Annotated in this window: 15 protein-coding genes and 2 tRNA genes; 6 read left to right on the forward strand and 11 right to left on the reverse strand. The window is 68.0% G+C overall.

The features are described from left to right. Positions 1-113: 113 nt before the first annotated feature. Positions 114-515 (reverse strand): MarR family winged helix-turn-helix transcriptional regulator, encoded by a 402-nt coding sequence (locus Q8M82_RS02810; RefSeq protein WP_305689862.1) that lies wholly within the window; start codon positions 513-515, stop codon positions 114-116. 209 nt (positions 516-724) lie between these two features. On the opposite strand from Q8M82_RS02810, the gene Q8M82_RS02815 reads away from it, so the two are divergent. Together Q8M82_RS02815 and Q8M82_RS02820 are read left to right on the forward strand one after the other, a co-directional pair. Continuing rightward, complete coding sequence (locus Q8M82_RS02815; protein ID WP_305689863.1) at positions 725-1,984, forward strand: LysM peptidoglycan-binding domain-containing protein; 1,260 nt, start codon at positions 725-727, stop codon at positions 1,982-1,984. 87 nt (positions 1,985-2,071) lie between these two features. Next, a complete protein-coding gene (locus Q8M82_RS02820) occupies positions 2,072-2,848 on the forward strand; it encodes a DUF1499 domain-containing protein (protein WP_305689864.1) in 777 nt (258 codons plus the stop codon). 3 nt (positions 2,849-2,851) lie between these two features. Here the strand turns inward: Q8M82_RS02820 and Q8M82_RS02825 are convergent, their stop codons facing one another. Next, positions 2,852-3,766, reverse strand: a complete 915-nt coding sequence (locus Q8M82_RS02825) for an MBL fold metallo-hydrolase (RefSeq protein WP_305689865.1) — start codon at positions 3,764-3,766, stop codon at positions 2,852-2,854. A 126-nt stretch (positions 3,767-3,892) separates the two neighbouring features. Between Q8M82_RS02825 and Q8M82_RS02830 the strand changes: the two genes are divergently transcribed. Further along, entirely contained in the window at positions 3,893-4,519 is a 627-nt protein-coding gene (locus tag Q8M82_RS02830) for a biotin transporter BioY (protein ID WP_305689866.1), read from the forward strand. Positions 4,520-4,597: 78 nt separating this feature from the next. Here the strand turns inward: Q8M82_RS02830 and Q8M82_RS02835 are convergent, their stop codons facing one another. The 4 genes from Q8M82_RS02835 to Q8M82_RS02850 all read right to left on the reverse strand — a co-directional run bounded on the left by Q8M82_RS02835 (position 4,598) and on the right by Q8M82_RS02850 (position 6,286). After that, on the reverse strand, positions 4,598-4,735 hold the full coding sequence (locus Q8M82_RS02835; RefSeq protein ID WP_305689867.1) for a hypothetical protein: 138 nt from the start codon (positions 4,733-4,735) through the stop codon (positions 4,598-4,600). A 394-nt stretch (positions 4,736-5,129) separates the two neighbouring features. Then, entirely contained in the window at positions 5,130-5,387 is a 258-nt protein-coding gene (locus Q8M82_RS02840; RefSeq protein ID WP_305689868.1) for a hypothetical protein, read from the reverse strand. A 49-nt stretch (positions 5,388-5,436) separates the two neighbouring features. Next, positions 5,437-5,772, reverse strand: a complete 336-nt coding sequence (locus Q8M82_RS02845) for a PadR family transcriptional regulator (protein WP_305689923.1) — start codon at positions 5,770-5,772, stop codon at positions 5,437-5,439. A gap of 437 nt (positions 5,773-6,209) precedes the next feature. Beyond that, a tRNA-Pro gene (locus tag Q8M82_RS02850) sits at positions 6,210-6,286 on the reverse strand. Positions 6,287-6,489: 203 nt separating this feature from the next. On the opposite strand from Q8M82_RS02850, the gene Q8M82_RS02855 reads away from it, so the two are divergent. The 3 genes from Q8M82_RS02855 (at position 6,490) to Q8M82_RS02865 (ending at position 8,551) form a co-directional block, all read left to right on the forward strand. After that, positions 6,490-6,564: transfer RNA gene (locus Q8M82_RS02855), tRNA-Gln, on the forward strand. A 350-nt stretch (positions 6,565-6,914) separates the two neighbouring features. Further along, a complete protein-coding gene (locus Q8M82_RS02860) occupies positions 6,915-7,121 on the forward strand; it encodes a hypothetical protein (protein WP_305689869.1) in 207 nt (68 codons plus the stop codon). Further along, positions 7,118-8,551, forward strand: a complete 1,434-nt coding sequence (locus Q8M82_RS02865) for an amidase (protein ID WP_305689870.1) — start codon at positions 7,118-7,120, stop codon at positions 8,549-8,551. Before Q8M82_RS02860 ends, Q8M82_RS02865 begins: the two co-directional genes overlap by 4 nt. A gap of 45 nt (positions 8,552-8,596) precedes the next feature. Here the strand turns inward: Q8M82_RS02865 and Q8M82_RS02870 are convergent, their stop codons facing one another. The 5 genes from Q8M82_RS02870 to Q8M82_RS02890 are packed head-to-tail and all read right to left on the reverse strand — an operon-like array spanning position 8,597 to position 13,130. After that, positions 8,597-9,376 (reverse strand): SDR family NAD(P)-dependent oxidoreductase, encoded by a 780-nt coding sequence (locus tag Q8M82_RS02870; RefSeq protein WP_305689871.1) that lies wholly within the window; start codon positions 9,374-9,376, stop codon positions 8,597-8,599. 1 nt (position 9,377) lies between these two features. Then, positions 9,378-10,331, reverse strand: a complete 954-nt coding sequence (locus Q8M82_RS02875) for an acetamidase/formamidase family protein (RefSeq protein WP_305689872.1) — start codon at positions 10,329-10,331, stop codon at positions 9,378-9,380. Between the two features lie 30 nt (positions 10,332-10,361). Then, a complete protein-coding gene (locus Q8M82_RS02880; RefSeq protein WP_305689873.1) occupies positions 10,362-11,468 on the reverse strand; it encodes a DMT family transporter in 1,107 nt (368 codons plus the stop codon). Between the two features lie 35 nt (positions 11,469-11,503). Continuing rightward, positions 11,504-12,922: an amidase gene (locus Q8M82_RS02885; RefSeq protein ID WP_305689874.1), complete on the reverse strand. Its 1,419-nt coding sequence runs from the start codon at positions 12,920-12,922 to the stop codon at positions 11,504-11,506. A 13-nt stretch (positions 12,923-12,935) separates the two neighbouring features. Beyond that, positions 12,936-13,130 carry a hypothetical protein gene (locus tag Q8M82_RS02890; RefSeq protein ID WP_305689875.1) on the reverse strand — a complete coding sequence of 65 codons (195 nt, stop codon included), beginning with the start codon at positions 13,128-13,130 and terminating at the stop codon, positions 12,936-12,938. Positions 13,131-13,323: the final 193 nt, after the last annotated feature.

Genomic DNA, 13,323 nt, shown 5'->3' on the forward strand with positions numbered 1-13,323 from the left:
GGGTGAAATCGCGCTAGGCGAGATCGACGCCGACGAGCGCCTCGTCCTGCGCGACCTCCCCGGCGGCCGCAAGACCCTCGAGAAGGTGTCGCGGGTCAGCGCCTGACCGGCCGTCAGTCCTCGTCGGCCGCCCGTGCCAGATCGCGCCAGGCCAGCACCAGCCGGTCGAGCTCGGCCAGGTCCCGCTCCGGCAGCTTGCCCAGCGTCTGCGCCACGAAATCACGCTGCGCCTTGATGCCGGCCTCGGCCAGCCTTCGCCCCTCCGGCGTCAGATGCATGGCATAGGAGCGCCGGTCCCCGGCGATGGCGCGACGCTCGACCAGCCCCGCCTGCACCAGCCGGTCGACCAGCCCCGAGACATTGCCCTTGGTGACGTAGAGCCGCTCCGCCAGCTCGTTCTGGCTGATGCCCTCGCGTTCCGTCAGCGTCGAGAGCAGGTCGTATTGCGGGATCGACAGGCCGAGCGCCCTGATCCGGCCCGTCATCTGGCCGAGCATGCGCTGGTGCAACCGCATGAACCGGAACCAGACCCGGTCTGGTTCGGCGGACAAGGCGTCGACAGCGGCGTCTCTTGCAGGCAAGCGGCAATCCCCCTCGGTTCGACAGATCACCGCTAAACCATCTCGACGGCACAGGCGAGCCCGCTTGTTCCGCGCGAAACAGGCCCCCGTCCTTCGTCATGCCAGGATCGTCCCCATCGCTTCACGGACCACGAGGCACGCCGATGTATGTCGCAGCGGAACTGGCTGAATTCTACCGCAAGAATTTCAGCGAACCGAACCGGCATGTCCACGCCAAGGCCTGGATCGAGGCCAATCCCGACAATTTCGCCGTCGTGCTGATGGCGACGATGAACGCCACCCTCGAGGATATTTCGATGGCGCCGCTGCGCGTCCCCGAGATGCTCGCGCTGGACATGATGCAACTGGGAACCGGTGCGGGCGAAGGCAGCAAGCTCGGCATCGCCGAGGACGTCCTGCGTCTTCTCAGCGTCACCCCCGTCGGCCGGGTGGTTCGGGGAACCGGCAACCTGATGATTCCCTTCGTCGGCGGCGTCGCCCAGCGACTGTCGAACATCGCGATCTGGCGGCGGATCCGGGGCGGCGTCTGTGGCCTGATCGCGGCAGCACAAGCCATGCAGCGGACGGGAAGCTCCATCGTCGTTCCACTTTCGGAAATCGCCAAAAAGGCGGGCCGCCCGCTCGACGCCATCTCGCGCAAGGGCATGACCATCATCGAGATCGGCAAGGCTCTCCGGAGCCTGGGCGCTCATGTCAGCGAGACGTCGGGTCGCCACATCCGGACATGGCACGACTTGGCGACTCATGCGCGAGGCGTCGATGGCGTCACGATCGCTTTCCTCGACGGCACCACCCGTCTGGGCGAGCGAGTCGGCCACTTCATTGTCGTCGGGCGAAGCGGTGGCGGCAGCGTCCGGATCTTCGATCGTGCCGGCGTCTTTTCGAGTCTCGATGACCTCGCCCGGCGCTATGGCGTGAATTTCCGCCTCACGAACGAGCCGATCCTGGACATCGGCAACTGGGCGCTCGATCCTGCACTGGCGAACCAGTTGGACCGGCTCGGCCCGCTCGGCGCCGTGGTCGTCCGCGCGGCCGCCATGATAACGCTGAACCCGTCCGTTTCCGTCGCCAGGCTGCAGGCCGATTTCGACGCCTTCCTCGCAGATCGCAATGCCGGCCCGCTGCCGCCCAATCCCTCGCCGGGGCCTCCGCCGCCCTCCGACATGCTGGCGATGCACTATGTCCCGGCGCAGGGGGCGATGCTCTCGAAGGTCTCGATGAGCTACTACGGCACCCATCACATGTGGCCGCTGATCTGGGACGCCAACCGCGATCTGATCGGCCCCAATCCCAACCGCGTGCCGAAGGACATCTATCTCCGGATCCTGAAGCCGCATGTCTACGGCGCCACGCAGCTCGCCGAGGCGAAGCGCCGCTCCCTGAACTGGAAATCCTACAACTGAGCCCGCCGCTCCGCGCCTCGAGCCGAATCGAGGGCGGGCGGGCCAAAGCGGCTTGCCTTCCCGAGCCGGCGGTAGCACCACTGGCCCATGCATCGCCGTCTCGTCTTCGAGGAACCTGTCTCGCGTGCCGCGCTCTGGAGCCGGCGCCTGGCCTGGTTTGCGCTGGCAGTGCTGGTGCTCGCGCTCCTCGTCTTCCGCAGCGGCGAGCCGACGTTGGAAGGCCTCGCGCCCGTCGCCGCCGCCTATGGTGTCGCGCTGCTGGCGCTCCTGCTGTCGCTCATGGCCTTCGCCCGCATCTGGCAGTCCGGCCATCGCGGCGTCGGCATGGCGGCCGGCGCCTTCCTGATGGGCGTGCTGATGCTGGTGCCGGCCGCCTATGTCGTCTTCAGGCTCGTCACCCTACCGGCCCTGGCCGACATCTCGACCGACATCGACGACCCGCCGGCCTTCAGCCGCTCGCGCGTGGCGCTCGATGCCCGTGCCGGGCGGGTGCCGCCGGACGTGCCCGCCGAGCGCCGGCGCCTGCAGCGCCGGGCCTATCCCAAGACGGTGCCGATCGTGCTCGAGGTCCCGGCCGAAATCGCTTTCGACATCGCCCGCCGCGCCGCGCTCGCCCGCGGCTGGCAGGTGCTGGAAGCCACGCGCCCCGGCGGGCGCAGCGGCGCCGGGCGCATCGAGGCGGTCGCCCGCGCACGCTTGCTGCGCACCGCCGAGGATATCACCATCCGCATCCGCCCGCGCGCCGACGGCAGCCGCATCGACATCCGCTCGGCCTCCCGCATCGGCCCCCATGATCTCGGCGTCAACGCAGCCCGGATCGCAGCCTTCGCCGAGGAGGTCGAACTGCTGGTCGAGGCGCGCTGAGGCTCAGGCGGGGCGATAGCGGCTGGACAGCCCGGGCACCGCCTCGTCGCAGGTGACGATCCCGCGCGCCACGAGATCCTCGAGCTGCGCCAGCACGGAGAGGGCCGCCGCCCTGTGCAGCGCCGGCGGCAGCCCCTGATAGATCGGCGGCACCATCTCGGCGATCCGCTCGTCGCCGGCCCGCAAACGGCCGAGGATCGCCGCCTCGCGCTGCCGCCGGTGCTGCACCAGCCCGCGCAGAAAGCGCTGCGGCTCGGTCACCGGCCCGCCATGGCCCGGCCGGTAGAGCGCATGCTCCATCCCGCGCAGCGTCTCGACAGAAGCCATGTAGGCCGCCATCGATCCGTCCGGCGGGGCGACGATGGTGGTCGACCACGCCATGACATGGTCGCCGGAGAACAGCGTCTCCTCCTCGGGCAGCGCGAAGGCGAGATGATTGGCGGTGTGGCCGGGCGTCTCGATCGCGACGAGGCTCCAGCCCGGCCCCGTCACCGCATCGCTCCCGGCCATGACCTGGTCCGGCGCATGCTCGGCATCGGCGGCGGCGTCGAGGCGGGTCGCCTCGCCTGCCGCGAGCTCGCGGAAAGGCCGGTGCGGCCCGCAGCCGACGATCGGAGCGCCCGTCGCCGCCTTCAGCGCCCGCGCGCCGGGCGAATGGTCGCGATGGGTGTGCGTGACGACGATATGGCTGACCGTCTCGCCGGACACCGCCGCCAGCAGCCCCGCCAGATGCGCCTTGTCCTCGGGCCCCGGATCGATGATCGCGACTTTGCCTCGCCCGACGATGTAGCTGCAGGTGCCGGTGAAGGTCATCGGCCCGCCATTTCCGGCGATCAGCCGCCGCACCAGCGGCGACAGTTGCACCACCTCGCCGGGAGGAGCCGTCGCGCTGCGGTCGAATTCGATCTCGTCGCTCATGCCTGTTTCCGCAGGGCCGCCGGGCAAGCCTGCGCGGGCCGCGCGGCTTGTGGGGCTTTGTCGCATTTTCTATAGACGGAAAAGCCGGCCGCGCAGCGCGGCCTTCGCAGACAGGACGACACGCCCATGGCGCAGATGCTTCCCCTCCAGGCTCCGACGCTGGCCCATGCGGCCCTTCCCGCCGTCTCCGGCCCGCGCGCCGCGCTCCTGCGCAACATCGCGCTCGCCGTCGCCGGCAGCCTGCTCCTCGTGCTGGCCGCCAAGATCAAGGTGCCGTTCTGGCCGGTGCCGATGACGCTGCAGACGCTCGTCGTCTTCGGGCTCGGCGCGGCCTATGGCTCGCGGCTCGGCGCCGCCACCGTCGCGCTCTACATCGCCTATGGCCTCGCCGGCCTGCCGGTCTTCACCAACACCCCGCCGGTCGCCGCCGGCCCGCTCTACCTCGTCGGCCCGACGGGCGGCTTCCTGGTCGGCTTCGTCGCCGCTGCCGCCATCGCCGGCTGGGCGGCCGTTCGCGGCGCCTCGCTGCCGCGCCTCATCGGCGGGCTCGTCGTCGCCGAAATGGTGATGATGGCGCTGGGCTTCGGCTGGCTGGCGCTGGGCGCGCAGATGGCCGCCGGCACCACCGGCATCGGCTTCGCCAAGGCCTTCGCCTACGGCGTGCAGCCCTTCATCCTCGGCGATCTGCTCAAGCTCGCGCTGGTCGCCTGCCTTGCCCGCGCCGGCTGGTCGGTCCTGCAGCGCCGCGGCTGAGCGCTCCGCAGCGACAAACGATCGAGGCCGGGCTCGCGCCCGGCCTTTTTCATGCCCGCTTGATTCGGGCGGCGGAGATCAACCCTGCGGCGTCGAACTCGTGCAGGTCTTCTGCTCCGGCCCCGTGAAGAACGGGCCGAGATTGCCGCATTTGTCGCAACCCGCGAGCAGGGTCGCGAGGCCGAGAATGCCGAGGAACTGGAAAGCGCGCTTCATGATCGATTCCGCTTGTCGTGGCCGACGATCCTAGAGCCATCGAACCCGCAAGACCACAACCCCGTCCGGCGAACGCGGCCGCCGTCAGGAGCCAGCGGGAACGGGCGGGAAACATCGCTGGCGAACCTTGGCGCCAAGCTGCTGAAAAGCCTGACTCTTGGCAGTCCCTTCCGGGAAAGCCTCGGTTTCGAGTGCGAGCGGCGGTAGCGGATAGAAAACTAGCTCGGTGAGTTTTGAATGATGATTTGCAATGGAACGATTTTTTAAGAATGACGTTCCAAATTGCGTCCACTCATGAACGTGCCTCTTGACGAGCGCTTGTTATTGGGCACATAAGCGATCATGAAAAAGGGGGCCGAAGCCCCCTTAGTCGTTGCTTTGAGGCTGGCACCTCTCAGCGGATGAAGAACCAAATCATAATCTGGCGACCGGTGCGCAGCAGCCCCGGAATGCAAGCGAAGAGGGTCTCTTTGTAGATCCTCCGCTTGGCCTCTGCTCGCCCTTTCGAGGCGAGTGTCGCGTTGTAATTGCGCAGCAAGCATTCTTCGAAGCCTGCTGCCTCGGATGGCCTGGGATAGGCCACCCGAGTAGCGACCCGCAGGAGGAGCGGCAAACTTGCCGGATCCTCCATAGGGGGACCATGATCGCTCATGGTATTCTCCTAGCGCCGTATCTTCATGAGCGAGTCCATACGCCGCGCGTCACGCATGGGCTGCTTCCAATTGGGAGTTGGCGATCTCTTCACCAAGTGTGAGGGCCAGGTTCCCAGTTGATGTGATCGAAAAGAGACGACGGGGCCTCCCTCCATTGTCAGCTGAAGAAGAACCGCTTGTTTTGATCAGCCCCTTCTTCTCCAAATCAAGAACCGTATTGTAAACAGTTGCTAGCCTGATCTCCTTTCCAGTCTCTTTTTCGATCATCGCTAGGATGTCGGCAGTGCAAATGCCCGACCGACCCCTCTTGACAGCCTCAAGGATTGCGATGTCCCGCCCATCAAGCGAGATTTTTGACGCCTTGTCGCTGCCGAACAGCTTCATAAGGCTCACGGTATACCTCTTACGTTACATTTCCTTTCGGGTTGCGTCGCATTGGTCCCTAGTGCGACGGAGGGTCCAATTCTAAGTCACTTCGGACCTCAGGCGGGGCTTCATCATGGTGACTCTCCTCTGGCAGGCTTTTCGTTTGCATAGGCCCGCGTTTAGAGTGGCCTGCCGTACGCCACACCAATTCACGGGCAAGCGTTATTTACACTAATCCGACAAAAACAGCAAGGGAGCCCGTTTGACGCATCGGCGCAGTCAGCTCGACGTAGGACTGAAACGAGTTCGGCCGCTCCCAGTTGATCGGGAATGCGCCGTCCCGCCGCCAGCGGGCATCCGGGTGCATGGCTGCAAACTGTCGGTATTTCTGTCGGTCAAAGAAAAAGGCCCCGAAGGGCCTGATCCGTAACATCTTCAAATATCACGGGAAATTTTGGTCGGAGTGGCAGGATTTGAACCTGCGACCCCCTCGTCCCGAACGAGGTGCTCTACCAGGCTGAGCCACACTCCGATCAACTGGTGGCGGGCTTATAGCCAGCGTCGCGGCGCGGCGCAACAGGCGCGGCGGCCTTGCGTGACGAATTATCCGCACGCCCTCTCCCAGCGGCCACCCGCGCGGGCATCGAGCTCCCGCCCAGCCCGGCACAGGAGGCGTCTCGCGACGATCTGGCCGGTTGCACGCGCCCCCGCCGCGTTCTAGAAGGCGCGGCACGTTGGGGCGTCGCCAAGCGGTAAGGCAGCGGTTTTTGGTACCGCCATGCGGAGGTTCGAATCCTCCCGCCCCAGCCAGCCTCCCGGTTGCTGACATGAGAGCTGATCGGATCGCCCGATCGACAGCTCATCGGTTGGGCCGCGGGCCGCTCCGGCACCGGTCGGCAGAAGATGGCGACGGCGCGGCCGAACATGAGTGTCGCTGCCTTTGATGGCTCAGTCCGGCGATCAGTGACCGGCCGTCACGCCCCTCTCCTCGCAGGTCGCTTCCGCCCCCCCTTCCGGGTCATGGCGGATCGCACCTGCGCCGACGGCGCTGAGTGGTCAATGTATCCAAAAACAGGCCAATATCCCCCGCGCGCCATCTCAGGCATGTGGTTTGCATACAATTCTCGTCATCCCTGTCGGGATTCGGAGAGGAGAGAGCTATGCAGACCCCCTTGCGGGATATCGTCGCCGTCCAGGCGCGGACATGGTCGGGCATCGAGCAGCCCAATGAGGCGGCCGGCATCATGGCCGATGCGCTGGCCGCGACCATCGCCGGATTCGAGGCCCTGCGCGGGCAGCTCGCCTTCGAGGACGAGCCCTCCAGTTTCGAGGCCGCGCTCCAGGCGACGAAGGAGCCGCAGCCATGAACGCCGCCGCGAAAAGCTCGCTCCTGCATCTCTCGCTGACCGACGCCGCCGATGCGCTGAAGGACGGCTCCGTCACGGCCCTGGAGCTCACCACCGTCGCGCTCGAGGCCTTCACCCGCGTCGACAAGGCGATCAATTCGGCGATCTGGCTGGAGGGCGCGGCCGCGCTCGAAGCCGCCGAGGCGCTCGACAAGAAGCGCAAATCCGGCGCGGCGCTCGGCCCGCTCCACGGGCTGCCGCTGGCCCATAAGGACATGTACTACAAGGCCGGCAAGCTCTCGACCTGCGGCTCGGCCATTCGCAAGGATTTCCGCCCGACCTACACCGCCACCGTCATGGAGCGGCTGGAGGAGGCCGGCTCGGTGACGCTCGGCGGCCTGAACATGGCCGAGTTCGCGCAGAACCCGACGGGCCACAACCAGCATTACGGCCATTGCCGCAATCCCTGGCACACCGACTACTGCACCGGCGGCTCCTCCTCCGGCTCGGGCGCGGCGGTGGCGGCGCGGCTGGTCTATGGCGCGCTCGGCTCCGACACCGGCGGCTCGATCCGGCTTCCGGCCGCGATCTGCGGCGTCACCGGCATCAAGGCGACGCAGACCCGCGTCTCGCGCCACGGCGTCATGCCACTCTCCTTCTCGGCCGACAATGTCGGTCCGCTGACGCAGACCGCCCGCGATGCGGCCCGCTTCCTCGGCGTGATCGCAGGCCATGATCCCAAGGACCCGACCTCGTCCGCCGAGCCGGTGCCGGACTACGAGGCGGCGCTGACCGGCGACATCCGCGGCATGCGTATCGGCGTCCCCACCAACTACTTCTTCGACGGCATCGACCCCGAGGTCCAGGCCGCCTTCGACGCCGTGGTCGCCGTGCTGCAGGCCCGCGGCGCCGTCATCGTCCCGGTGACGATCCCGCATATGGACGCGGTGGCGACCTATGGCGGCATCGTCTCGCGCGTCGAGGGCGGCACGATCCATGCCCAGTGGATGCGCGAGCGCCCGCAGGACTATGCCGTGCATCTGAGCGGCCGGCTCTATCCGTCGCAGGGCATTCCCGGCACCTATTATCTCGAGGCGCTGGCCCGGCGCGGGGCGATCCTGAAGGCGGTGGCAGCGGCGGTGTTCGGCGTCTGCGACGCCTTCATCACGCCGACGCTGCGCATGAAGGTGCCGACGCTGCTGGCGACCGACATCGATGCCGGCACGCCGGGCGCGATCGAGACCTTCCAGGACGTTTCGATCAACACGCGGCCGATCAACTATCTCGGCCTGCCCTCGGTCAGCGTGCCCTGCGGACTGGATTCCAACGGCCTGCCGATCGGCTTCCAGATCCAGGGCCGCCCCTTCGCCGAGGCGCGTGTGCTCAACATCGCCGACGCCTATCAGCGCGACACGGACTGGCACCGCCGCCTGCCGCCCAACGTCTCCTGAGATGGCGCAAGGATCTGTCGCCGACCCGGCGGCGGCAGATCACTCTCAGCGGATCGAGGGCCGCCGCTGTCCACCATCGACATGGATGTCGGCGGCATTGATCCCCGCTGCGCGCGGCGAGACCACGAAGGCGATCGCGTCGGCGATCTCCTGGACGGTGCTCAGCCGCTGCGCGGGAAAATCCTCCGCCTCGAACTTGGCGAAATCCTCCGGGCGCTCCGCCCGGATCCGCTCCCAGCCGCCGCCGGGGAAGAGCGTCGAGCCCGGCGACACCGCGTTGACGCGGATGCCGTGGGGCCCTAGCTCCCAGGCGAGCGAGCGCGCGGCATGGATCAGCCCGGCCTTGGCCGCGGCATATTGCGCGCCGCGCGCGGCCGGAGCGCGCCCCGAGATCGAGGCGACGAAGACGGCGTTGCCGATCTCGCTGCGGGCGAGCGCCGGCGTCGCCTCGCGCAGTGCCGCGATCGCATGGCCGACATTGAAGCGGAAGGTCTCCTCCCAGTCGGCGTCGCTGGCGCTGACCAGCTCGCGCTCGCCGAAGCTGCCGCCGGCATTGGCGATCAGGATGTCGAGACCGCCATAGGTCGCCACGGTCTCCGCCACCGCCCGCGCCGATTCGGCGGGGCTGCGGAAATCCGCCTGGATGGTCCGCACCTCGCCGCCGACCGCCCTGATCTCGGCTGCGGTTGCGGCGAGCGTGTCCGCCCCGCGCGCGGCGATGGCGAGGCGGGCGCCCTCGCCGGCGAGCAGCAATGCGGTGGCCTTGCCGATGCCGCGGCTGCCGCCGGTGATCAGCGCGATCCGTCCCTTCAGACCCAGATCCATCTCAGGCTGCCTTCGGCGAGAGAAGCTTTTTGGCGAGCATGCAGTGGATGCCCTTGGAGCCGTTCACCGTCTGCGTCACTCGCAGATCGGCGGCGATCGAGCACAGCGTATAGGCATCCTCGCGCGACAGCCCCGCCACCTCGCCGATCAGCACGATCATGTCGCGCAGCGCCATCTCGGCGCAGCGGTCGAGATCGGGGTCCATGCCCATGGTCAGGTAATGCGTCGGCGTCTCCGCCCGCGGATAGGCGAAGGTGAGGTCCTCGCGCAGGATGAAGGTGAAACGGCCCTGCAGCGCGGTCTCGATCGCGGTCACGCAGACTTCGCCGTCGCCCTGCGCGGCGTGGCCGTCGCCGCAAGAGAACAGCCCGCCGTCGACGAAGACCGGCAGGAAGATCGTCGCGCCCGCCACCATCTCCTTGTTGTCGAGATTGCCGCCGAAAGCGCGCGGCACGATCGAGGTCACGCGGCCCCAGGCCGGCGGCGGCGCCGTGCCCATCACCCCGAAGAAGGGCGCGAGCTCGAGCTCCAGCCCCCAGGGCAGCTTGGCGACCTTGGCGTTGAGGTCGAGCGGGATGTGCAGCAGCCGCGTCGCGTGGAAATCGCTCTGCAGCGTGCCGGCGAGCGGACGGATGACATTGTAGCCCCAGTCCTGCCGGAGCTGGATGTCCTCGATCCGCACCTCCAGCACATGGCCGGGCTTAGCACCCTCGACGGCGATCGGCCCGGTCAGGATATGGCCCGGCAGGGTCTTCTCGGCATGGGCATGGACATCGGCGATCTCGGGCGGGGTGGAAAAGCCGCTGCCCGGCTTGGGATGGACTTCCGGAGCACCGGTCACCGTATCGACCGTGACCGTGTCGCCGCTAGCGATCACCAGCTTCGGCTTCAGCGCCGCGTCGAAGAAGCCCCAATGGCAGGTCGCGCCGCTGGCTTTCAGGTGGTGATGGGTCATGGCAGGCGTCCGGTTCGAGGGTGGAGATCGTCAGGGAGGCGGATTGTCGGGCAGCGGCGCGGCGGCGAGGCGCCGCGCGCCGGCATTGTGGCGCATCGTGTAGATCGTGCCGCCGGCGACCAGCGCAGCGCCGACGATGGTGACGAGGTTGGGCAATTCGGCGAAGACGAGATAGCCGCTCAGGGTCGCCAGCAGCAGGCGGACGAAGTCGAGCGGCGCCAGCGCCGAGGCCTCGCCCATCTGGTAGGCGCGGGTGACGAGCCATTGCCCGGCCGTGCCGACCACGCCGATGCCGATCATCAGCGCCCATTCGGTCGGCGTCGGCGGCGTCCACAGGAAGACGGCTGGTGCACCGAGTGCGATCAGCACCACCGCGCCCTGCCAGAACAGGATCGTCTCCGTCCGCTCGGACTGGCCGAGTACGCGCACCGAAATGGTGATGCCGGCCCCGAACAGCGCGCCGAGGATGGCGAGCAGCGCATAGCCGTTCATCGCCTCGCCGCCTGGCCGCAGCATGACGAAGACCCCGGCGAAGCCGATCGCCAGCGCAATCCAGCGCCGCCGATCGACCACCTCGCGCAGGATCAGGATGGCGAGCAGCGTCACGAACAGCACCTGCGCGAAGCCCAGCGCCGTCGCCTCCGCCATCGGCAGATGGATCAGCGCCGTGAAGCCGCAGAGCATGGCCCCGAGCGAGAACATCCCCCGCAGGAGCTGCAGCCCGGGCCGGCTGGTCTGCATGATCCGCGGCAAAGCGCGCCCGACCACGAACGCTAGAATAAGCGTCATCACCAATTGCCGGACGATCAGGATCTGCGGCAGCGGGATGCGCCCGCCGGCCAGCTTGATCAGCGTCATCATCACCGCAAAGGCGGTGAAGGCGGCGATCATCAAGAGCGAGCCGCGCAGATTGGGCGTCGCCGCCCGCCACCAGCCCCGCGCCCGCACCAAGGGCGTTGGCCGCGCCGCGGGCAGGGCGTTGGCGGCCGCCGGGAGGGCGGTCGCAGCAAGGATCGAGGCGGCTGCCGCGAGGTTGTCCGCCGAGACCTCGACAGCAAACGGCACCGCGACGGGCTCCCGTGGCACCTCGTCGGGCATTAGGACGATGGCGCGCGCCCCGGCATCATCCTCGCTCATGGGTCACCGGGCGCGGCCCTCGGCGCACCGGCGCCTCATGCCGCCTGCCTGAGCGCGGCTGTCGCCGGCCGCAGCCCCGTCAGGGCCAGCGCCGTCTCGATCTGCGCCCCGATGCGCAGAACCGTAGGCTCGTCGAAGGGCCGCCCGACGATCTGTACCGACAGCGGCAGGCCAGACGCGGAGAACCCGGCCGGCATCGACATCGCCGGGTTGCCGGTGACGTTGAACGGCATGGTCTGGATCGGCCAGTTCGGCGGGAGGGCGTCGGACATGCTGTCGAAGCGCGCCGCCGGCGCCAGCGCCGAGGCGCAGAGGATCGCGTCATACCGCTTGAGCAGCTGGTGGTTGACCGCGACCGCCAGTTCCCGGCGCAGGCGATAGGCTTGGGTCAGGTCGGCGGCACTGAGCGTCGCCCCCAGGATCATCCGGGTGAAGGTCAGACGGCCGAAATCGAGCGGCCGCTCGCGGTAATCCTTCTCATGGATGGCGAAAGCCTCCGAGAACATGATCACCCGCCCGACCGCGTTGAACAGCTCGTAATCGGGGATCGTCACCTCCTCGACGATCGCGCCGGCCTTGGCCAGCAGGGCGGCGGCGTTGTCGATCGCCGCGACGACCTCGGGCGAGACGCCTTCGGCCTGTGCGAAGAAGTGGCGCGGCAGTGCGATCTTCAGCCCGCTCACATCGCCGCCCAGCCCGCTGCGGAAGTCGGGGGCGGGCACGTCGGCGCTGGCGGGATCGAGCGGATCGTGGCCCGAAATGACCTCCATGGTGATCGCGGCGTCCTCGACCGTCCAGCTCAGCGGGCCGCAATGGTCGAGCGTGTAGGAGAGCGGAAAGACGCCGCGCCGCGACACCAGCCCATAGGTGGGTTTGAGCCCGACCGTACCGCAATAGGCGGCCGGCCCGCGAATCGAGCCGCCGGTGTCGGACCCCATCGCCATGCGGCAAAAGCCCGCCGCAACCGCGGCGCCCGATCCGGAGGACGAGCCGCCGGGAATGTGCTCGGGGTTCCAGGGGTTGCGGGCCGGGGGAAACGGCAGGTCGAAGCTCGGGCCGCCCAGCGCGAATTCATGCGTCGAGAGCTTGCCGAGCAGAACCCCTCCCCCCGCCTTGAGCTTAGCCGCCACGACGGAGTCGGCGGCGGGCACATTGTCGACCAGCAGCTTGGAGTGGCAGGTCGTGCGAATGCCGGCCGTGTCGTAGATGTCCTTCAGCGCATAAGGCACGCCCTGCATGGGGCCGGCATCCGTGCCCGCCTTGAAGGCGGCGTCGGCCGCTGCGGCATCGGCAAGGGCGCGTTCGGCGGTCACAGTGATGAAGCTGTTGAGCGCGCCATCCAGCGCAGCGATCCGAGCCAGCGCGTCCTGGGCGAGTGCGGTCGCGGTCACCTGGCCCGTACGCAGGGCGGCGCCGGCCTCGGCGATGGAGAGCTCGTGCAGAGGCTTCGTCATGGCTGCGGACATGTCAGACCCCCTTCATCAGGGTGACGAGGGAGAAAATGTTTGAGGGCTCGGCGGCGGCCGTGCGCGGCTGGCGCAGTAGCGCGCACATGCGCTTGAGATCGCCATAGCCAGCCAGGACGGCGTCCATCCGGTCCGCCGGAACCGTTACCTCGGCGCGCCGCAGCAGCACCTCCAGTTCGAGCTTCAGATCGACCATGCTCGTTTCGCTCATCGCCCTGTCCCCTGGTCCGCTTTTGCCGGCCCCGCCGATGCAACCGCCATGCCATGCCCGCTTCATTGTATCCAATAACGCTTGGCGTTTAGCGTGCGGGTCAAGACAAATCCCCGGCCGGCCTGCAGGCTTCAATCGACCGAGGCATGCACGGGCGCAATAAAGCAGCAGAACTGTC

This window comes from Allobosea sp., assembly GCF_030694325.1.
In the GTDB taxonomy this organism is placed as follows: Bacteria; Pseudomonadota; Alphaproteobacteria; order Rhizobiales; family Beijerinckiaceae; genus Allobosea.